The 20,391-nt window shown below is 71.6% G+C and carries 18 protein-coding genes and 1 pseudogene; 10 read left to right on the top strand and 9 right to left on the bottom strand.

Annotation, left to right across the window (positions count from 1 at the left end):
• Positions 1 to 2: 2 nt before the first annotated feature.
• A complete protein-coding gene (locus ACPPVX_RS09230; protein ID WP_426574603.1) occupies positions 3 to 1,082 on the bottom strand; it encodes a phosphotransferase in 1,080 nt (359 codons plus the stop codon).
• An 80-nt stretch (positions 1,083 to 1,162) separates the two neighbouring features.
• Positions 1,163 to 1,849: a TetR/AcrR family transcriptional regulator gene (locus ACPPVX_RS09225; protein ID WP_426574602.1), complete on the bottom strand. Its 687-nt coding sequence runs from the start codon at positions 1,847 to 1,849 to the stop codon at positions 1,163 to 1,165.
• A 223-nt stretch (positions 1,850 to 2,072) separates the two neighbouring features.
• Between ACPPVX_RS09225 and ACPPVX_RS09220 the strand changes: the two genes are divergently transcribed.
• Both ACPPVX_RS09220 and ACPPVX_RS09215 read left to right on the top strand, forming a co-directional pair.
• Entirely contained in the window at positions 2,073 to 3,836 is a 1,764-nt protein-coding gene (locus ACPPVX_RS09220) for a chloride channel protein (protein ID WP_426574601.1), read from the top strand.
• 4 nt (positions 3,837 to 3,840) lie between these two features.
• Positions 3,841 to 4,290, top strand: coding sequence for a hypothetical protein (locus ACPPVX_RS09215; protein WP_426574600.1), 450 nt, complete (start codon positions 3,841 to 3,843; stop codon positions 4,288 to 4,290).
• A gap of 86 nt (positions 4,291 to 4,376) precedes the next feature.
• Here the strand turns inward: ACPPVX_RS09215 and ACPPVX_RS09210 are convergent, their stop codons facing one another.
• Positions 4,377 to 5,429, bottom strand: coding sequence for an SDR family oxidoreductase (locus tag ACPPVX_RS09210; protein WP_426574599.1), 1,053 nt, complete (start codon positions 5,427 to 5,429; stop codon positions 4,377 to 4,379).
• 84 nt (positions 5,430 to 5,513) lie between these two features.
• Positions 5,514 to 6,269 carry a c-type cytochrome gene (locus ACPPVX_RS09205; RefSeq protein ID WP_426574598.1) on the bottom strand — a complete coding sequence of 252 codons (756 nt, stop codon included), beginning with the start codon at positions 6,267 to 6,269 and terminating at the stop codon, positions 5,514 to 5,516.
• 139 nt (positions 6,270 to 6,408) lie between these two features.
• Between ACPPVX_RS09205 and coxB the strand changes: the two genes are divergently transcribed.
• The 5 genes and pseudogenes from coxB to ACPPVX_RS09180 all read left to right on the top strand — a co-directional run.
• Positions 6,409 to 7,386, top strand: coding sequence for a cytochrome c oxidase subunit II (coxB, locus tag ACPPVX_RS09200; RefSeq protein ID WP_426574597.1), 978 nt, complete (start codon positions 6,409 to 6,411; stop codon positions 7,384 to 7,386).
• Complete coding sequence (gene ctaD, locus ACPPVX_RS09195) at positions 7,383 to 9,290, top strand: cytochrome c oxidase subunit I (RefSeq protein WP_426574596.1); 1,908 nt, start codon at positions 7,383 to 7,385, stop codon at positions 9,288 to 9,290. Before coxB ends, ctaD begins: the two co-directional genes overlap by 4 nt.
• Positions 9,291 to 9,376: 86 nt before the next feature.
• The gene (locus tag ACPPVX_RS09190; protein WP_426574595.1) at positions 9,377 to 9,913 is read left to right on the top strand and encodes a cytochrome c oxidase subunit 3; all 537 of its coding nucleotides are present in this window, start codon (positions 9,377 to 9,379) and stop codon (positions 9,911 to 9,913) included.
• Between the two features lie 104 nt (positions 9,914 to 10,017).
• The gene (locus tag ACPPVX_RS09185) at positions 10,018 to 10,335 is read left to right on the top strand and encodes a hypothetical protein (protein WP_426574594.1); all 318 of its coding nucleotides are present in this window, start codon (positions 10,018 to 10,020) and stop codon (positions 10,333 to 10,335) included.
• A pseudogene (locus ACPPVX_RS09180) lies at positions 10,323 to 11,027 on the top strand (cytochrome c oxidase assembly protein); the annotation flags it as partial. The gene ACPPVX_RS09185 and the pseudogene ACPPVX_RS09180, both read left to right, overlap by 13 nt.
• A 103-nt stretch (positions 11,028 to 11,130) precedes the next feature.
• Here the strand turns inward: ACPPVX_RS09180 and ACPPVX_RS09175 are convergent.
• Complete coding sequence (locus tag ACPPVX_RS09175) at positions 11,131 to 12,531, bottom strand: cytochrome b (RefSeq protein WP_426574593.1); 1,401 nt, start codon at positions 12,529 to 12,531, stop codon at positions 11,131 to 11,133.
• Entirely contained in the window at positions 12,528 to 13,373 is an 846-nt protein-coding gene (locus ACPPVX_RS09170; RefSeq protein WP_426574592.1) for a ubiquinol-cytochrome c reductase iron-sulfur subunit, read from the bottom strand. The genes ACPPVX_RS09175 and ACPPVX_RS09170 overlap by 4 nt, the downstream gene beginning before the upstream one ends.
• A gap of 200 nt (positions 13,374 to 13,573) precedes the next feature.
• Between ACPPVX_RS09170 and ACPPVX_RS09165 the strand changes: the two genes are divergently transcribed.
• Positions 13,574 to 15,388 carry a glycoside hydrolase family 15 protein gene (locus ACPPVX_RS09165; RefSeq protein WP_426574591.1) on the top strand — a complete coding sequence of 605 codons (1,815 nt, stop codon included), beginning with the start codon at positions 13,574 to 13,576 and terminating at the stop codon, positions 15,386 to 15,388.
• A gap of 129 nt (positions 15,389 to 15,517) precedes the next feature.
• On the top strand, positions 15,518 to 16,672 hold the full coding sequence (locus tag ACPPVX_RS09160; RefSeq protein ID WP_426574590.1) for a universal stress protein: 1,155 nt from the start codon (positions 15,518 to 15,520) through the stop codon (positions 16,670 to 16,672).
• A 24-nt stretch (positions 16,673 to 16,696) separates the two neighbouring features.
• On the opposite strand, the gene ACPPVX_RS09155 is transcribed toward ACPPVX_RS09160, so the two are convergent.
• Complete coding sequence (locus tag ACPPVX_RS09155) at positions 16,697 to 17,254, bottom strand: shikimate kinase (RefSeq protein WP_426574589.1); 558 nt, start codon at positions 17,252 to 17,254, stop codon at positions 16,697 to 16,699.
• 137 nt (positions 17,255 to 17,391) lie between these two features.
• On the opposite strand from ACPPVX_RS09155, the gene ACPPVX_RS09150 reads away from it, so the two are divergent.
• The gene (locus ACPPVX_RS09150) at positions 17,392 to 18,999 is read left to right on the top strand and encodes a phospholipase D family protein (RefSeq protein ID WP_426574588.1); all 1,608 of its coding nucleotides are present in this window, start codon (positions 17,392 to 17,394) and stop codon (positions 18,997 to 18,999) included.
• Here the strand turns inward: ACPPVX_RS09150 and ACPPVX_RS09145 are convergent.
• Entirely contained in the window at positions 18,993 to 19,430 is a 438-nt protein-coding gene (locus ACPPVX_RS09145; RefSeq protein WP_426574587.1) for a low affinity iron permease family protein, read from the bottom strand. The two genes, ACPPVX_RS09150 and ACPPVX_RS09145, sit on opposite strands and share 7 nt — an antisense overlap.
• A gap of 89 nt (positions 19,431 to 19,519) precedes the next feature.
• Positions 19,520 to 20,386 carry a phosphatase PAP2 family protein gene (locus ACPPVX_RS09140; RefSeq protein ID WP_426574586.1) on the bottom strand — a complete coding sequence of 289 codons (867 nt, stop codon included), beginning with the start codon at positions 20,384 to 20,386 and terminating at the stop codon, positions 19,520 to 19,522.
• Positions 20,387 to 20,391: the final 5 nt, after the last annotated feature.

Genomic DNA, 20,391 nt, shown 5'->3' with positions numbered 1-20,391 from the left:
GGTCAGGCGCCCAGTTCCTGGAGGGCCGCGGGGGTGTCCAGGTCGAGGAAGGCGTGGGCGAAGCGGTTGGCGAGCGAGGCGCAGACCTCGGGGGCCTGGTACTGGTCCTCGGCCCCGGTGGTGATCCAGATGGCGAGGCCGTAGGGGGGCGACGCGCGGAACCGGGTCCACGCTTCTTCGGAGGTCGGGCGTTGTGCGTCGGGGACGTCCAAGGCGCGGCGATAGAGCTCGATGAGGTCGGCGGCGTGGGCGCGTCGGTCGGCGACGTCGAGGGTGCTGATGATGAAGTAGCCGACGTCGAAGGACCAGTTGCCCCGGCGCACCACCCCCCAGTCGTAGAACCCGACCTGGCCGTCGGGCAACGTGTACGTGTTGCCGACGTGGGCATCGCCGTGGAGCAGCGTGGCGGGCCCTTGTCCGACGGTGACGACCTGTCGCCTCCACAGCTCCACGAGAGCTGCTGGCCCGAGCGAGGCCACCTCCGCGGGGAGGTGGTCGATGAGCCGGGGGATGCCGCGGGAGCAGCCGAGGCGAACCAGGAACCGGAACGTCGCGTTGGCTCGACACGGCCGGACCCAGCTCAAGGCGGGGTGGGTGGACGAGTCGAAGTTCCAGTAGCTGCTGTGGAGGCGCGCCAGCCCGCGCAGGCCGGCGGCGACCTCGTCGACGGTCAGCGGTCGGGTGGCGTCGTTCAGCACCGCGTCGCGGTGGGCGACGTCCTCCATCACGATCATGTCGTTGAGCTGGAGCCGGTTGACCACCCCGGCATAGAAGCGGGGGTGCTCGATGGGGAGCTCGACGTCGGACTGGACCAGCCGCCCTTCGATAAACGCGTTCTCGGTCATCCACTGGAAGGCGCGGCGAAGCGGATCTCCCTTGGTCTTGGCGAACACGGTCTCGGGTCCGGAGCCGCTCGCATAGGTGAGCTCCAGGACGGCGCGGCTCGACGTGCCGTCGGATCCGCCGACGCGGCGGACGTCGGAGACGACCGCTCCGGGGTGGTGCGCAGCGATGATCGGGGTCATCCAGTCTGCTGACACCTCCCAGTTGCGGGGGATGGCGGAGGAGGGTCGTCCGGGCATGGGTTCCTTTCGAGGACGGAGGTCCTGTGGCTGGCGGTGAGGCGTCTTCGGCTGACGCCCCCGTTCCGGTCCTGGTGGCGTCAGGTGGTGGCGGCGATCAAGGCGGGGAGGGTCGGCTCGAGCGTGGCCATGTGCTCGATCAAGCGGTCACGGGTCCGAGGCATGGCGACGGCGAGCAGACACAGGTCGTACGCGTAGAGCACGCTGCACCGGAGCTCGTCCTCGTCGATCTGGCCCCACGCCCACTGGGCCAGGCGGTGGGCGTGGACCGGCCCGGCCTGGTCCACGAGCCGGTCCGGTCCCACGTCGGGGCGCAGCACGCGGTCATGGACGGCGGTGGCGATCGCATCGAGGATGCGGTCCCGGCCGCGCCAGCGGGGAGCGATCCTCGCGTTCAGCGCAGGATCGGTGATGACAGCCACCACGAGCGCCGGCGGCACCGATCGGCAGTACGCCTCGATCGAGATGGCCACGGTCTCCCAGATCCGGTCGATCGGGTCCGTGGCGTGGCTCACCGCCATGGCCGCGTCCATGGCGTCGAAGGACTGCTGGACGACGGCCGCGACCACCGCCTGCTTGTCGCCGAAGATGTTGTAGATGGTGCGAACGCTGACGTCAGCCTCATCCGCCAGGCGCCGCATGGACAGGTCGCCGAGCCCCTCGGACGTGATCAGGCTCCGAGCGGCATCGAGGATCCGGCCGCTGCTGCGGGCCTGGGGGCGCGAGAGGGAGCCGGGAGGCCTCGTCGAGCGGTCGGTGCTGGGCACCCGCCGACCCTACGCCAGATTGCCACGCCGTGCGATAACTGCAACACCGTGCATTCCTGCCGTGGACGTGCGGCCCAGCGCGCGGTGATCCGACCTGCCCAGGACCAGGGCAAGGCGCTCGGCGAGCGTCACGCCTGAGGCTGGTGGTGCGACCGAACCCCTTAGGGGTTGACGTTAGATCGTAATACGATCTAATAGTTGAGCAGTGGAAGGAGGTGGCGCCGTGGTGCTCATCTCTCGAACCTCCCCGAAGCGACTCTTCGTGCTCACGATCCTGGCGGCATGCATCGGCATGCTCGGCGGCGCCGCCGCGTTCCTGCTCGTCCACCTCATCGGCCTGCTGACGAACCTGCTGCTGTTCCACCGGGTGGGATGGGACCTGCCGAGCTTCGCCCACCTCCATCGCAGCCCTGCGCTCGTCCTCGTCCCCATGGGCGGGGCGTTCGTCGTGTCCTGCTTGGCCCGCTGGTCGCCGGAGATCCGAGGTCACGGGATCCCCGAGGCGATGGAGGCGGTCTTGTCAAACCAGAGCCGGGTCCGCCCCCGCACTGCTGTGGCCAAACCCATCTCCGCCGCGATCGCCATCGGGACCGGAGGGCCGTTCGGAGCTGAGGGCCCGATCATCGTCACGGGAGGGGCCATCGGATCGCTCGTCGGCCAGGTCGTCCCCACGTCGCCGTCGGAGCGGAAGATCCTGCTGGCCTGCGGTGCTGCCGCCGGGATGTCGGCCACGTTCGGGTCACCGCTCGCCGCGGTCGTGCTGGCCATCGAGCTGTTGCTGTTCGAGTTCTCGTCGCGGGCGTTCGTGCCGCTCGTCGTCGCGTCGAGCCTGGCCGCAGGCGTCCACTCCATCGCCTTCGGCAGCGGCCCGCTGTTCCACGTTCCGCCCCACGACTACACGGGCCTCGACAAGCTCCCGTTCTACGCCCTGCTCGGCGTGGCCTGCGGGTTGCTCGCCGTCATCGTCACGAAGGGGCTCTTCCTGGCCGAGTCCGGGTTTCGCCGCCTCCCGATCGATCCGTTCTGGCACCCCGTCATCGGTGCTGCCGGGTTCGCCCTCATCGGGCTGGCCGTGCCCCGGGCCCTCGGCGTGGGCTACGACGCCATCAGCGACGTGCTGGCCAGCCGCCTCGCGCTCGGAACGGTCCTCGTGCTCGGCCTGGCCAAGGTCGGCGCCTGGTGGATCGCTCTCGCCTCGGGGACCTCGGGCGGCACCCTCGCCCCCCTCCTGCTGATCAGCGGGTGCTTCGGCACCGCGGTCGGCGTCGGGGTCGAGCACCTGGTCCCGAGCGCCCAGGTCTCGCCGGGGGCGTTCGCCCTCGTGGCGATGGCGGCCACCTTCGGCGCGTCCGTCGGCGCCACCTTCACCGCCATCGTGTTCCTGTTCGAGCTGACGCGCGACTACCAGATCATCCTTCCGCTCATGCTCGCCAGCGTCCTCGCCCAGCTCGTCGCCTCGGCGCTGCTCACCGACACGCTCATGACCGAGAAGCTGACCCGGCGGGGCCTGCACGTCCAGGGCGACTACGGGATCGACGCGCTCGAGGGATCGACCGTCCGGGAGATCATGACGACGGAGGTCGAGACCCTCGACCAGCGGGCGACCGTCGCTGAAGCCCGCGAGCTGCTCGCTCACGGGCCGCACGGCGCCTACCCCATCGTCGACGGCGACGGCCGATGCGTGGGCATCGTGGCGAGGGAGGACTTCCTCGAAGACACCGCCGACGAGGTCGCACCCATCTCCGAGGTCGCCAGCACGAACGTCGTGACCGTCTCCGCCGACGACACGGTCCTCGACGCCCTGAGCCGCATCCTCGACGAGGGCATCGGCCACCTTCCCGTGGTCGACGGCGATCGGCTCATCGGGCTGGTCACCCGCACCGACGTCCTCCGAGCCCGGAGCCATCAACGTGAGCTCGAGCACCGCCAACCCGGACTGCGGATCCGACCGCGCGCCCGATCGGCCGCGACACGAGACGAGGGCTGAGATCATGCGAACCCACCTCCTCATCGCCAACCAGACCCTCGGCGGGCCAGATCTACGTCGGGTGATCCAAGCCCGGATGGAGGAGGGCCCGGCCCGGTTCCACGTCGTCGTGCCCGCCACCCGACGATCGGGCCTGATGGAGCGCGCCGTCGACGCCTACGCCGGGGAGCCCGACGCCAACGACATCCTCGACGAGCGGGCCGCGGCCGCCCGCCGGCTCGAGCGCGAGCTCGCTCGCCTCCGCAGCATCGGTGCCGAGGCCGACGGCGAGATCGGCGACGCCGACCCGGTGCAGGCGGCCTGCCGGGCGCTGGCGGCGCACGACTTCGACGAGGTCATCCTGTCCACCTTGCCGGCGGGCGCATCGCGCTGGCTCAAGCTGGACCTCCCCCATCGCCTCGAACGAACCCTCGACCGCCCGATCACCCACATCGAAGGACCGGCAGCATCCTGAGCGGAGCGCCGGCGGTGAGGTCGTCGCCCGCTGCTCGACCCGCCGCCCGCCGCCGGCCACCGGGGCGGAGCCCAGGCCCCGGCCCGTCAGTGACGCCCAGACCACCGGCGGCGACGCCACGAGAGCTCTTCTCGGACCAGGCCCGCGACCGCGCCGCCGAGCGTCGCCGCGGCCGAGGGCAGCGAACGGAGGAACGACGGGTCGAGGAACCCGCCTGAGCGGTCGCCGAAGATGCCGCGAGGGCCGGCGTCCTCGGTGGCATCGACGGGATGGCGGAGGTTGGCGGGTCGGCTCGGGTCGCTGGGTGTGCTGGTGAGCTGGGACTCCCAGGCGCCGCGAGCGACGTAGTGGTTGCCCAACCCCGGGGCCAGCCGTCCCATCAGCACGACGAGCCGGTTCCAGGAGCCGACGACCCGTGTGCGCCGACCGTCGAGCACCACGGCGACGATCTTCCTGGCGATGACCTCTGGTTGGTAGATCGGTGGCACCGGCTGGGGGTGGCGGTCCATCTGGTTGCGGCACCAGCCGAACTGCGGGGTGTTCACCGCGGGCAGGTGGACCATGCTCATCCGAATGCTCGATCCCTCGTGGATCAGCTCGGCGCGCGTGGATTCGAAGAAGCCGCGGCAGGCGAACTTGGAAGCGCAGTAGGCCGATTGCAGCGGGATCCCCACATAGGAGAGGGCGGAGCCGACGTTGACGATGGCACCGCGGTCGCGCGGCCGCATGATCGCGAGCGCGGCGAGGGTGCCCCACACCTGGCCGAGGAACGTGACGTCGACGGCGCGGGCGAAGTCGTCCGGCTCGATCTCCCACGAGGGGGCGAACACGGTCGTCATGGCGTCGTTCACCCACACGTCGATGGGCCCGAGCTCGGCTTCCACCCGCTGGGCCGCGGCCACGACGGCATCGGCGTCGGCGACATCGACCGCCACGATGAGGCCCCTGCGGCCCTCGGCCTCCACCTCGGCCAGGGCGCCACGGAGCCCGGCGGCCCCTCGGGCGAGCAACGCCACGTCGAAGCCGGCTGCGGCCAGCGCGACCGCAGTCGCCCGGCCGACCCCAGCCGATGCACCGGTGACCACGGCGGTCCCACGTCCAGGGCCGGTGGGGCGGGATCGATCACGGTCGGTTCGCATGGTTGGAGTCCTCTCTGCTGACGCGTCGACCTCTCGTACCCGCTGCGGCCCGGGACGAGCCGATCCACCGCTCCCCGAAGCTCCTCACGACGACTGGTCGTCCGCTCGGGTGGTGCCGAGCCAGCGCGCCACCAGGACCACGCCACCCAAGCCCACGACCCAGGCGACCATCCCCTCGGGCACGGGGCCCAGGTGGCCGAGCCCCAGCCCGCCCCGGTCGTGAGCGGACAGCTGGAGGACGTAGCCGCTGATGTCCTCGACGTCCCGGTCGCTGGTCGTGCTCCTCGAGAAGGCCGGCATGTTCCCGGGCCCGGTCCGGATCGCCTCGCCGATCTCTCGCCGATCGGCGGCATGGAGGTCGGGTGCCGTGTCGCCGTTGGCCAGCGCGCCGCCTGCCCCCGCGGCCTGGTGGCAGGCCGCGCACGAGGCCACGTACTGGGCCTGACCCGCGCCCAGGTCCACGTCGTCGGACGCGGGCGTGAACGCCTCGGGGCCGTCGATCAGCGAAGCGGTGAAGTGGTTCAGGGCTTGGATCTGGGCCTCGTCGTAGCGTGACGGGTGGCGCTGCATCTTCTCGTCGGGTCGCGTCAGGGGCATCCGCCCGGTTCGGACCATGAAGTCGACCGAGGCGGTCCCTTGCTGTCGGAGGTCCGGCCCACGGCTGGTGCCCGATGCATCGGGACCGTGACAGGTCGCGCAGTCGGCCAGCCAGATCTGGCGGCCCTCAGTTGCGCGGTCCTGCGTCGGCGCCGCGGCCGAGCTGGCACCGGCCCCGGACCAGGCCACGCACGCCGCGATCACCAGCGCACCGAACGGCGGGAGATGACGGAGGCCGAGCATCACCCTGCAGTACCCCGATCGGGGGCGCCCGACACCGACCCGGTCCTGATGGCGGAGAGACCGACGTGACGGCGGGTTGGCAGGGGCCATCTCCGGGTACTGGTTGCCGTCCGTCCACCCGCCCACGGATCGGCCTCACATGGAGCCCCATCGTCACCCTGGTCGGCGCGCAGGCAGGGCGACCGTGGTGGCGCTCGTCCTCGCCGGGTGCTCGGGTGACCACGCGGTCCTGAGCCCGAAGGGTCCTGAGGCCGCCCGGACGAGTGCCCTGGGGTGGGGGATGATCGTCGCGGCCACCTTCGTCACGGTCTTCGTGTTCGGGCTGCTCGTGGCCGCGCTGGTGCCGGGGGATCGGCGCCGGCTGCGCGGCCTCGATGACCGGGTGTTCCTGATCGGGGGAGGGATCGTGCTCCCGCTCGTGGTGATCGTGGTGCTGTCCGGCGCCACGATCTGGTCCACCGCCGCCACCGGTCGCCGGGGCGACGAACAGATCGAGGTGATCGGGCACCAGTACTGGTGGGAGGTCCGCTACCGGGGGAGCCGTGCGGTCACCGCCAACGAGATCCACATCCCTGCCGGGCGCCGCGTGCGCGTGACCCTGCGGTCCGACGACGTCATCCACTCGTTCTGGGTCCCAGCGCTGGCCGGGAAGATCGACATGATCCCGGGCCGGACCAACCACCTGGTCATCGAAGCGGACCACCCCGGGACCTACCGCGGCCAGTGCGCCGAGTTCTGCGGGATGCAGCACGCCCGGATGGCCTTCGAGGTGATCGCCCAACCGCCGGCGGCCTACCAGCGGTGGTTGCAGGCCCAGGCCCTTCCGGCGACCGCCGATCCAGGGTCGATCGCCGGTCAGCAGGAGTTCCAGCAGGAGACCTGTTCGGGTTGCCACACGATCCGGGGCACCGAGGCCGTGGGCAAGCGCGGCCCGGACCTGACGCACGTCGCGTCGCGCCGGACCATCGCCGCCCTGACGCTCGCCAACGATCCTCGCCACCTGAAGTCGTGGATCGCCGATCCGCAGCGCTACAAGTCCGGCGCGCTGATGCCCCCGAGCGAGCTCACGCCGGCCGAGCTCACCTCCATCACCGACTACCTGGCCGGTCTCCGGTGACGGCGCTCGTCGAGACGATCGGTCCCGATCAGGCGGCGACGCCGTCGCTCGACGCCATCTGGAGCGACGAGCCTGGGATCCCGGGCTTCCTCGCCACCGTCGACCACAAGCGCATCGCCATCCGGTACCTCGTCACCGCCGTCGCCTTCTTGATGCTGGGCGGGGTCGAGGCGATGGTCATCCGGGCTCAGCTCGCCGGTCCCAACGGCACCGTCGTCGGACCCGAGACCTACAACCGGATCATGACCATGCACGGGACGACGATGATCTTCCTGTTCAACACCCCCGTGTTCGCCGGGTTCGGCAACTACCTGGTCCCGTTGATGATCGGCGCCCGGGAGATGGCGTTCCCACGGGTGAACGCCTTCAGCTACTGGGTGTACGTGCTGTCGGGCCTGTTCCTCTACAGCAGCTTCACGTTCTCGCAGGTCCCCGACGGCGGCTGGTTCGCGTACACACCGCTGACCTCGTCGGCCTACAGCCCGGGCATCGGCCTCGACCTGTGGGCCATGGGCGTGGTCTTCCTGGGCATCTCGACGACGGCCGGGGGCATCAACTTCGCGGTGACGATCCTGCGGATGCGCGCGCCGGGCATGACCTTGAACCGCCTGCCGCTGTTCTGCTGGTCGATCCTGACCATGTCGTTCATGATCATCTTCGCCCTGCCGGCGATCACCCTGGCCGGCCTGCTGCTGGAGCTCGACCGGGCGTTCGGCATGCGGTTCTTCGACCCGGCCGGCGGCGGCGATCCGCTCCTCTACCAGCACCTCTTCTGGATCTGGGGCCACCCCGAGGTGTACATCTTGTTCATCCCCGCCACCGGGATCATCTCGATGATCGTGGCCACGTTCACCCGGGTGAAGATCGTGGGCTACCACCTCGTCGTGGCGGCCCTGGTGGCGACCGGCTTCATCAGCTTCGGCCTGTGGGTCCACCACATGTTCGCCACCGGGGTGCCGTTGCTGGTCACCTCGTTCTTCTCGGCGGCGAGCCTCGTGGTGGCCATCCCCAGCGGCGTCCAGATCTTCGCGTGGCTCGCGACGATGATCCGGGGCCGGGTGATCTTCGAGGTGCCGATGCTGTTCGCGATCGGGTTCGTGGTCACGTTCGTCATCGGGGGGATGACGGGGGTGATGGTCGGGGTGGTCCCGTTCGACCAGCAGGTCACCGACAGCTACTTCGTCGTCGCCCACTTCCACTACGTGCTCATCGGCGGCACCGTGTTCCCCGCCTTCGCCGGCCTCCACTACTGGTTCCCGAAGGCCGTGGGCCGCATGCCGTCGCGGCGCCTCGGCATCTGGTCGTTCTGGTTGACGTTCGTGGGCACCCAGGTGACGTTCTTCCCCCAGCACCTGCTGGGCCTGGCCGGGATGCCCCGACGCATCTGGACCTATCCGGCCGACACCGGCTGGGGGCCGGGGAACCTGTGGTCATCGGTCGGCTCGGTGATCCTCGGGATCGGCCTGCTGCTCTCGGTCATCGCGTTCGCGCTGGCGTGGCGACGGGGGCCCCGGGCGGGCGCCGATCCCTGGGGCGGCGAATCCCTCGAGTGGTCGATCGCCTCACCGCCACCGCCCTACAACTTCGCCGGCATCCCGGTGGTCCGCAGCGACGCCCCGATGTGGGACCAAGAGGATGCGCCCGAGGTGATCACCGCGATCGACGCAGAGGACCTGACCATCCCGGCGCACGGACACCACCGCGCCGTGCTCACCTCGGTCCTCGACGCCGCCGATGCCGACGTGGTCTCCATGCCGCACCCATCCCTCACGCCGCTCGCGTTGGCGGTGGGGCTCACCACCGGCTGCGCGGCGATCGTGGCGGCCTCGTGGATGCTGGGGGTGGCCGCCCTCGCCATCATCGTGGTCTCGTTCGTCCGCTGGCACGACGGGAGCGGCAGTTGAGCGCCCTGGTCCCTCCGCTCGGCCGGCCCCTGCCGACATCGGCGGCGGCCAGCGCCCCGCGCGGGCGCCCACTCGGGTGGTGGGGCGTGGTGTTCCTGATCGCCACCGAAGCCACCCTGTTCGCGCTGCTGCTGTTCGTCGACCTCTACCTCCGCTCGAACTCCACCCGCTGGCCACCGAAGCCGGTCGAGGATCCAGAGCTGGTCCTCACCACGATCCGATCGGTCGTGCTCATCGGCTCGAGCATCCCGGTGGCGCTGGCCGCACGGGCGTTCGCTCGATCCGACCAGGTCGCGGCGCGCCGGTGGCTCCTCGTCACGATGGCGATGGGCACGGTGTTCCTGGCCGGCCACGTGCAGGAGTACCTCAAGATCTGGCCGGAGTTCACCGTGCACACCGATGCGTACGGGTCGATCTTCTACACGGTCACCGGGCTCCACGCCCTCCACCTGATCGTGGGGCTGGGGGTCCTGATGTACGTCTGGGTCCAGAGCCTTCGCGGCCGCTACGACCGCGTCGGCGAGCCCACCGCGGCCACCGCGGGCGTCCTCTACTGGCACTTCGTCGACGTCGTCTGGGTGTTCGTCTACGTCACGCTCTACCTGTCGGTCCGGCTGCGATGACCGCCCCCGCCGGGTCGGAACCAGCGACGGTGCCGTCACCCTGGGACGAGCCGTCGCCCCCCGTACCCGCCGGTGCCGGTGGACGGCCGCGGCCGCTGACCCTGATGGCGATCCTCGCGGCCGGCCCCGTCGTGTGGATGGTCCACCTGGCCGGAGCAGCCGCGCTGGTCCCGGTGTCCTGCGACCGCGGGCGCATCGGGTACTGGGCGATCAACGGCCTGACGCTCATCTGCTGCGCGGCCATCGCGGTGGCCATGGTCGGCGCCGGACGCATCCTCCGGACGCACCGACCGTCCGGTCCGACCCCGGACCGGGTGATCGAGCTGGTGTGCGTCCTGGCGCTCCTGTGGGGTGCGATCTCCCTGCTGGTCACGGTCACCGAGGGCATCCCGAACCTGGTCATCGACGCATGCCCGGTGTGATCGAGCCGTCGGCGCTGATCCGGGCCTGGCCCTGGTCGCCGGGGGCGGTGCTGGCCCTCGCCCTGGCTTCGGCGGCCTGGGTGGTGGCCGACCGTCGTGCCGGGCACCCCGGCGGGAGCGGGTGGTGGTGGACGGGCCTGGCCGTCCTGACCGTGGCCCTGCTGTCGCCGCTGGACACGATCGCCGACTCGCTGCTCTCGTTCCACATGGTCCAGCACCTCCTCATCGGGCTGCTGGCGCCCTTGCTCATCGTCCGTGCCCGTCCGCTGCGGGTGCTGCGGCACCTGGTATCCCCCGCTGACCGTCGGGCGGTGGCTCGGTGGACGGCGAGGTGGACCCGGTCGCGGTGGCTGGCCGCCGCCGTGGTCCTCGGCCACGTCGCCGTGTGGTGGACCTGGCACGTCCCCGCGCTCTACCGGGCGGCCGTGCTCGACGACCGCATCCACGTCATCGAGCACGCGGCCTTGTTCGCGTCGGGCCTGGCGCTGTGGGCGCTGGCATGGCCCGCCGGCCCCGTACGCCAGCGGGGTGGCGAGGCCGTGGTCGGCGTGTTCTTCGCCGCGTTGGGCACCGGGGGCCTGGCCGCGCTGATCACCCTGTCGAGCCGGGCCCGCTACCAGACCGATGCCGCCACCGCCGCGGCGTGGGGCATGACCCGCCTGAGCGACCAGCAGCTGGCGGGAGCGCTCATGTGGGTGCCCGGCGGGTTCGCCTACCTGGCGGTGGGGGTGGCCGTCTTCCTCGGTTGGCTCACCGGCCGACCGGCACGAGATCCGGGCCTCGATCGGGATCGCATCACGGTCCGCCGGTGTCCACCTCGTGGGGGACCGGCGGATGCGGCTCCGCCTCCGCCAACCGGTCGAGCGCCTCGGCCGCCTGCCGGTCTCCCCGACCCAGATCTCGGCACCACCGGTGCACCGCGAACCCCGCCACCACCGGGAGCACGATCGCCGCGCCGCGCAGCACCCAGTTGAGGTGGTTCACCGAGATGTTCCACTTCGCGGCGATGACGTCCTGGCTGCCCGCGACGAACAGCACCAGGTAGAAGGTCAGCGCGGCGGCGCCCAGCGCGGAGCGCACGGGCCGATCGCGTGGTCGGTCGAGCAGGTGGTGCTCGGCGTGGTCGTGGGTGAAGCGCCGTTCCAGGAACGGCCAGGCGTAGAGCGCGGCGAACGTGAGCCCGGGCAGCAAGACGGCCGGGAAGAAGACGTTCGGGACGGTGTGGCCCCAGCCGCGCACCTCCCACGGCGGCATCAGCCGCAGGGCGCCTTCGAGCCAGCCCATGTACCAGTCCGGCTGGGCCGCGGTGGTCACCTCGGCGGGGTCGTAGGGGCCGTACAGCCAGATCGGGTTGATCTGGAACAGGCCTCCCAGCAAGGCCAGCGATCCGGCCACCGCGAGGAACAGGGAGATGGACTTGGCCGCATAGGTGGGCCACAGGCGGGTCCCCACCACGTTGTCCTCGGTCCGGCCGGGACCGGCGAACTGGGTGTGCTTCTGCCTGGTCACGAGGGCGAGGTGGATGCCCAGCAACGCCGTGATCATGGCCGGAACGAGCAGCACGTGGGCGATGAACAACCGGCCGATCACCTGGTCCGACGGGTACTCGCCACCGAACACCCAGAAGGCCACCGTGTCGCCGACCACGGGCACCGACTCGACGACCGAGAACATGATCCGCAGGCCGGTGCCCGAGAGGAGGTCGTCGAGGAGCGAGTACCCGGCGAACCCGTTGCCGATGGCCAGGACCAGCAGGGTGACGCCCACGATCCAGTTGATCTCCCGAGGGCGCCGGAACGCGCCGGTGAAGAAGATCCGGGCGAGGTGCAGCACGATGGCGGCGAGGAACACCAGCGCCGCCCAGTGGTGGATCTGGCGCATGACCAGACCAGCGCGCACGTCCCAGCTCAACCGCAGCGCCGAGTCGTACGCCGCCGACACGTGCTGGCCGTGCATCGGGCGGTAGCTGCCCTCGTAGGTGACGGTCCGCGAGCTCGGGACGAAGAAGAACGTCAGGAACACCCCGGTGACCACCAGCACCACGAAGCTGTAGAGCGCCACCTCCCCGAACATGAACGAGAAGTGGTCCGGGAACACCTTGCCCAGCGCCTCGCGGACGAACCGGGCGCCGCCCACCCGTTCGTCGACGAACTCCGCGGCCCGCCGGGTCGCCGTCTTGCGCCGCCGATCGCTCACGAGGTGCCCCACCACGCCGGTCCGACGGGTTCATCGAAGTCGTGCTGGGCCACCAGGTAGCCGTCAGCGTCGAGATCGAGCGGCAGCTGCGGCAGCGAACGCGTCGCGGGGCCGAAGGTGGGGCGGGCCCCGTCGGTCACATCGAACAGCGACTGGTGGCACGGGCACACCAGCTGGCGGGCCTCGGCCTCGTACAGCCCGACCGGACAGCCCGCATGGGTGCACACCTTCGAGTACGCGATGCACCCGGCCGCCGTCCATCCCGCGCGCCCGGGTCGGGGCCGGTTGACGCCCGCCGGCAGGCGGATGAGCACGGTCTGCGCGTCGCCGGGGGAGGGGTCACCCTCGGGGAAGACCGTCACCACCCCGTCCAACGGCAGGTCACCGGGCCGGACCGGGTCGCCGTTCGAGGTCACGAGGCGTCGGTTGCGGCGCCACGGCGTCTCGCTCAGCTGGTGGCCGGGACGGGGACCGAGGGAACGGACGGGGAACAGCAGCGCGCCGCCGAGCGTCCCCACGCCGACGGCCAGGAGCTTGAGCAGCAGGCCCCGACGGCCGAGGATCCGCTCGCCGGCATCGAAGTCCGCCGCGACGGCCCGCCGGTCCTCGTCGGAGGATCGCAGCGGCTCGCGCGCCTCCACCTGATCGCCGGGCCCCATGGCGTGCTTGGCCCACAGCCCGATGCCGACCGCCAGCCCGTAGAGCGCGACCGCGAGCAGCAGGCCCTCGAGCTGGGTCTGGCCACCGTTCCAGTAGACGACGGCCAGGCCCACCCCCGCGGCGGTGGTGACGAGGAACGACGCCGCGACCGCCACCTCCAGCCGATCAGGGGGGTCACTCAACGGCTGCTCCGTTCACGTGTCCTTCCCGCCCCACTACCTCCGCAACGGCCCCTCCATACCCCCGGTCATCGCCGGCCGGGTCAGACCGAGGGTCTCGTGCGGATGGGAAGACCGATCTGCGGGTACCAACGGCCATGTCCGACCGCAGCCCACGCCCGTGAGCACGACGCGGGTCGCGCTCGGCGCGGGGCGGTCCGCCGGTGGCTGACACCGGCTTCGAGCCGATCTCCTCGTACGCCTTCCTCGCCGACGGGCGGTCCACGGTGCTGGTCAGCCGCGACGCGTCGATCGATTGGGCCTGCCTGGACCGGTTCGACGCAGCATCGACGTTCGGTCGGCTGCTCGATGCCGACCGCGGCGGCTCGTTCCAGATCCGCCCCACGAGCCCGATCCTCGAGAGGTCGCGTCGCTACCTCCCGGGCACCATGGTGCTCTCGACCGTGCTGACCACCGCCGACGGCACCCTGTGCTGCACCGACGCGCTGGCGCGCACGGACACCAGCGGTGGGGCCAACGGGGATTCACGGATCGTCCGCTCGATCGAGGTGACCGCCGGCGAGGTCGAGGTCGAGCTGCTGATCGAGCCGCGGTTCGACTACGGCGCGACCACCCCGTGGGTGCGCGACCACGGCGGCTGCCGTTACAGCGCCGTCGGGGGCGACCAGGCGGTGGTGGTCGGCTCCTCGCAGGAGCTGGACCTCGATCGGGACGGGGGTCGGTTGACCGGCCGGCTCGCGCTCCGCCCGGACGGCGGGTCCTGGGACCTGGTCCTCGTGGCCCAGCAGCCCCATCGCCTCGTCCCGGACGCGGCGGTCGCCTCATCGGTCGCCGACCTGCTGGACCAGACGAAGGCCTGGTGGCGCGGGTGGTCCGCCCGCACCCAGGTCGTCGGACGGGACGCGGACACGATCCGTCGCTCGGCGATGGTCCTGAAGGGCCTCAGCTGCGAGAGGACGGGCGGGATCGTCGCCGCGGCGACCACCTCGCTCCCCGAGGTCGTCGGGGGCCCGGCCAACTGGGACTACCGCTACTGCTGGGTGAGGGACGCCGCGCTCACGGTCGACGCCCTGGACCAGCTGGGGCACCACGGTTCGGCGCAAGCGTTCCGCGACTTCGTGCTGCGCTCGTCGGCCGGGCAAGGCGACGAGGTCCAGGTCCTCTACGGCACCTACGGGCAGCGATCGCTGCCCGAGCGCGAGGTCGATCACCTGAGCGGGTGGCGGGGGTCGGGTCCGGTGCGGGTCGGGAACGCAGCCGCAGGGCAGCGGCAGCTCGACTGCTACGGGCACGTGCTGGACGTGGCCCACCTGTGGCACGACCGGCACGGCGTGCTCGACGCGGACGAATGGCGGTTCCTCGCGTCCGTGGTCGATGCGGCGACGCGCTACGCCGACGACGAGGACGCGGGCATCTGGGAGACCCGGGGCCCGCTCCAGCACTTCGTGCACTCGAAGGTCATGGCCTGGGTGGCAGCCGATCGCGGCATCCGCCTGGCCGAGGAGCAAGGCCTTCCGGCCCCCCGCCTCGAGGCCTGGAAGGCGACGCGCCGTGACCTGCGGCAGGCCGTCGATCGCCGCGGTGTCGACCCCGACCGGGGGAACTTCGTGTCGCACTTCGGGACCCGTGCCGTCGATGCCAGCCTGCTGCGGCTCCCGCTGGTGGGCTTCGTCGCGGCCGATGACGACCGGATGCGGACCACCACCGATGTGATCATCGACGAGCTCGCCGACACGAGCGGGCTCCTGCGGCGCAACCGGCACGACGTCGGCAGCACCGACGAAGGGCTCTTCCTGCTGTGCACCTGCTGGCTGATCGAGGTCCTGGTCCTCCAGGGCCGTCGCTCCCTGGCCTCGGAGCTGTACGACGCCGTGCTGGCTGCCGGCAACGACCTGGGCCTCTTCTCGGAGGAGGTCGATCCCTCGACCGGCGAGATGCTGGGCAACTTCCCGCAGGCCTTCACCCACCTCGGGCTGATCAAGGCCGGGCTGCGCCTCCGGCGGGGGGTCGACACCTAGCGCGCCCGCGGGTCCTGCGCCCCGGCTCCCGATGCCGCGGGATCGAGCGGTGTCTCGATCACCGGCCCTGCGGCTAGTGGAGGGGGAGGCAGATCGGCCCGGGCCTCGGCAGCCAGAGAGGAGCGTCCCATGAACCAGGTGATCGTCGGGATCGACGCGGAGGGCTCGGAACAGCCGGCCCTGCGCTGGGCGAGCTCGTATGCGGCCGCGACGGGGTCGGGGCTCACGCTGGTCACGGCGTGGTCTCCCGATCAGGCGGAGCTGCCGCCGGGCCGCGCCGAGCGCCTCGAAGGGGAGGTCCGGCGCCATGCCGAGCAGGAGCTCCACCGGGCCGAGCGGTCCACCGATGACGTCCCCTATGACGTGGTCGTCACCTCCGGAGACCCCGAGGACGCCCTGACCAAGACGGCCGATGACGTGTCCGAGCAGGCGGAGGCCATCGTCGTGGGCCATCCTGCGGCCGCGCTGGCTCCCCGATGGAGCTCGTCGGTGCTGCGCATGGCCAGCACCAGTGCGCTTCCCGTGGTGATCGCCCAGGGAGCGCGACTCGAGGTGGGAGCGGGGCCCATCCTGGCGGCGGTCGACGGGAGCAAGGCGGATACGGCCGTCCTCGCCTGGTCGGGCGACCTGGCCCACCGGATCGGCACCACCGTCCATGCCGCGTTCGCGACGCCGTCCCTCGCAGACTCGTATCCCCATCCCGCCGGGGCGACCGAGGCGGAAGGGGACGCCGAGCGGATCCGCCAAGAGGTGGAGCTCGCGGGGGCGATCGACGAACGCATCCCGGAGGGGCTCGAGGTCTCGGTGGTCGAGGGCGATCCCAGCGATGCGCTCCCCGCTCTGGCCACCCGCATCGGCGCGACCCTGATCGTCACCGGCCAGGGCCGGGGTCCGTTGCTCGACAAGGTCCCGGCCGGAATCGTCGAAGGTGGGGTGATCAGCGTGGCGGTCGTGCCGGCTGAGCTGCCGACGGCGTGGCACCACGATGACGAGGCCGAGCCGCTGGCGGGAGGAGCTCCGTCGAAGAGCCGCTGGCAGGACATCCTGGGCTGGGCCGAGGAGGCGCTCGGGTGGGCCACAGCCGACCGCCGGGTCGAGGCGCACGGCGAGCTTCGCCGCCTCGACGCCGCCGGCCCCGATGCCACCGCCCGCACCGGAGCCACCGACGACGCCGGCCGCGTCCTGGACGAAGCGGAGCAGCGCGTCCGGCGCGACCACGGCGACCTCGCTCCGGGCACGGCGGTCGCCGAGGGCGATCGACGCCAGCCTCCAGAAGCCGGCTGACCGTCCGGCGTGCACCGGCCGAGCTCAGGCGTTGAGGGGGCGACCCTGATGGGGTGTGGCGGGCGCCGCCCCGATCGCCTCGATCACCCGATCGGCGAGCTCCGTGGGCGAGGAGCCCTCGACGTCGAGGATCACGTCGGCCAGCTCCTCGTAGAGCGGCGCCCGCTCGCGCGCCTGCTGCGCGAGCACGGCCTCGGCATCGCCGTCGAGCAGGGGGCGGTGGCTGCTGAAGCGGACGCGCTCGGCCAACGTGGCCGCGTCGGCGCGGAGCCAGACCCTGAACACCCCGGGTTGCTCGAGCGAGGCCACCGCCACGCGATCGGTGACGACGCCGGCAGGGGCGCTCAGCACGTCGGGCCCGTTGCCGGCCAGCGTCTGGGTGACCACCTCGCGCTCGTGGGGCCGGTACGCGGCCTCCCCGCCGCGGTGCCAGAGGGCGGCGACGGTCATGCCGGTGCGCTCCTCGATCCATGCGTCACTGTCGACGAGCGGCCGCTCCAGCCGCTGGGCCACCTGGCGACCGACCGTGGTCTTGCCCGAGCCCATGAGGCCGAGCATCACGATGTGCTGGGGAAGGTCCATGTCCTTTCGGTACCCCGATCCGCCGGCTTCCGACCGCCCCATGCGGGTGATCCCATGGTCACCTCGCTCCGGGCGGCGACGACCGCAGGCACAACCACGTGGGTATCGCCGCCCGAGGGTCCGGGTAGGGACCAAGGGTGAGGCTCGATGACTGGTTCCTCACCCCCGAGGAGCGGGCCAACCCGGCGACCGAGATCGATCGACGGCGCGCGCCCCCTGCGGCGTGGAGCGTCGGCAACGACGTCACGGTCTGGCTCGACGGAGCCGGCTACTTCGGCCACCTCGAGCAGGTCTTGGTCGATCTCGACGAGGCGTCCACGGTGTGGTTCACCGACTGGGATGGCAACGCCGACGAGCGGCTGTCCGGGAGCGGGAGCGAGGTGGGACCGCTCCTGACCCGGCTGGCCGAGCGGGGCGTGCAGATCTGCGGCCTGCTGTGGCGGTCCCACCCGCGGCAGGCCCAGTTCTCCGAGCAGGACAACATGGCCCTGGTGCGGGAGGTCAACCGTCGAGGAGGTCTGCTGGCCCTCGACGAGCGGGTCCGCCGAGGCGGGTGCCACCACCAGAAGCTGGTGGTGATCCGCCGGCCGGCGAGGCTCGGCCCGGACCTGGCCTTCGTCGGGGGCATCGACCTGTGCCACGGCCGCCACGACGACGCCGACCACCTCGGTGATCCGCAGGCCGTTCGCCTGAGCGATCGGTACGGTGCTCGCCCTCCCTGGCACGACGTGCACCTCGCGGTCGAGGGACCCGCGGTCGACGATGTGGCGTGGTCCTTCGCGGAGCGGTGGAACGACCCGGCCCGGCTCGATCACCGGAACCCGGTGCGCGCCTTCCTCCGCTGGCGCAACCACCAGCCTCGACGGCTCCCTCCGGTCGAGGTGCCGATCGGGTCGCCGTCCACGACCGGGACCAGTGCGGTCCAGGTCCTGAGGACGTACCCGTCGCGTCGCCCGCGGTACCCGTTCGCCCCGGACGGCGAACGGAGCGTCGCCCGGGCCTACCTCAAGGCGATCGGTCGGGCTCGCTCCTTGGTGGTGCTGGAGGACCAGTACTTCTGGTCCGTGGAGATGGCCCGCGCCCTGGCGAAGGCGCTTCGCGGCAACCCTTCGCTGCGGCTCGTCATCGTGGTTCCCCGCCATCCCGATCAGGACGGAGCGGTGACCGGGAACGTGAGCCGGATGGCCCGCGAGCGAGCCCTGGCCATCGTCACCGCGGCCGGCGGCGACCGCGTCGCCGTGTTCGACCTCGAGAACCGGCTGGGCACGCCGATCTACGTGCACGCCAAGGTGTGCATCATCGACGACGTCTGGATGGAGATCGGCTCCGACAACCTCAACCGCCGGTCGTGGACCCACGACTCCGAGATCGGCTGCGCGGTCATCGATGAGCGACGTGATGACCGGGAGCCAACCGATCCTGGAGGTCGCGGCGATGGGGCCCGGGTGCTCGCCCGCGAGACGCGCCTGAGGCTGTGGTGCGAGCACCTCGGACGGGTTGGCGGCGACGACCACGACATCGTCGATCCCCAGCAGGCCTTCGAGGTCCTGAGGGCGAGCGCTCGGCGTCTCGACGCGTGGGCCGCCGCCCCCGCGCCCCGCGGCGAGCGGCCCGCCGGGCACCTCCGCCCCCACCGCCTCCAGGCGGTCCCCTGGTGGGGCCGGCCGTTCCTTGCGATCGTCTACCGGCTGTTCGTCGACCCTGATGGCCGGCCCTTGCGGCTCCGCCGCTCCCGGACCTACTGAGGTCGCCGGCTCCTCGGTCTCCGGTTGCTGGCGTGATGACGGGCGGCCTCGCGCTCGCGCTCCTCCAGCTCCACCTCATCGGCGTTCTCCAGGTGCGCGGCACGGTCGTCCGGCTCGGGCAGGGCCCGGATGAGCTCGTCGAGCTTCAGCTGCGTCGCCACCTGCTGTCGGCTCTGGGCGTGTTGGATCACGAACGTCATCGAGACCGTGACGGCACCGGTGACGCAGGAGAACGCCGCGACCCAGCGGTCCGGGAACCCGTCGATGACGAGCAGGGCCACGGCGAGGACCACGGCCACGACCACGGCCACGACGGCGTGCGGACTCGAGGTCAGGCGGTCGACGCGCTTGATCTCCACGGTCAGGCGGCGCCTCGACCGCTCGCGCCGCCTGGCCGAAGCGACGGGAGCGGACAGCGAGGGATCGACCATGGTCCCCACTTCCCCGTTGATCGGATTCGAGTCCGGGGTGGAGGCATCGAGGGAGGTTGCGTCGGCCGCCGTCACCCGACCAGTGGTTCCTAGTGGGGCACGGGAGCGGGCGGCGCGGACGCTTGGGCCTGCTGGATGGGTGCTCCGTATCGGAGGATGCGTCCTCCGAACACCATCGAGCAGATGGCGAACCAGGCCCATCCGAGCAGGAGCCCAGCGATGACGTCGGTGAACCAGTGGACCCCGAGCAGGACCCTGCTGGCGGCGACGCAGCACGCGATGGCGACCGCGCCCCCGACGAGAGCGGCTCGGACGCGGCGGCTGCGGCGTCGCCCGATCAAGAAGGCGGCGGTCATGAAGACGGCGGCGGCGGCGGTCGCGTGTCCGGAGGGGAACGACGAGCCCGAGAAGCCGGTCAGGGGGAGGATGTCGGGTCGATCGCGGTTGACGATGACCTTGAGGAGGTTGGCGATGGCGAACTGCCCGCCACAGGCCAGCACCAAGAAGCCGAGGAGGGCGAAGGTGCGGGTGCGGCGGACCTCGACCAGCCCGATGAGGACCCCGATCACGATGACGCCGACGGTGCCGCCCAGCAGGCTGATGTCCCGGAGGAACGTGGTCGAACCGGCCGTCGCGTGGGTCGCTCCGAACCGGGCGAACGCCGCGTCCCACCGAGCGAACCCGCTCCCGGTGCGGATCATGGCCAGGAGGAGGCCGATGCCACCCGCGGCCAGCAGGCAGGCCGCGGCGGCGACCGTGAGGGCGAGCCCGGTGAGCTCAGCGGGATCGGTCCGCGTGCGGAGCAGCGCGGCCAAGGCAGGGTGCCGTTGGACCTCGTCGCGCACCGTTGCGGTGTCGACGCGAGGGGCGCCGATGGGGTCTGGCCAGCGGTACGCCGCGAGGTACGCGCCCAGCCCGATCAGCATCGCGGGGATCAGGACGGCCGCTTCGATCACGATCT

The sequence above is a fragment of the Aquihabitans sp. McL0605 genome (assembly GCF_049993875.1).
Lineage (GTDB): Bacteria > Actinomycetota > Acidimicrobiia > Acidimicrobiales > Iamiaceae > Aquihabitans.
Note: the sequence above shows the minus strand (reverse complement) of the source record. Positions and strands in the feature narration are given on the sequence as shown.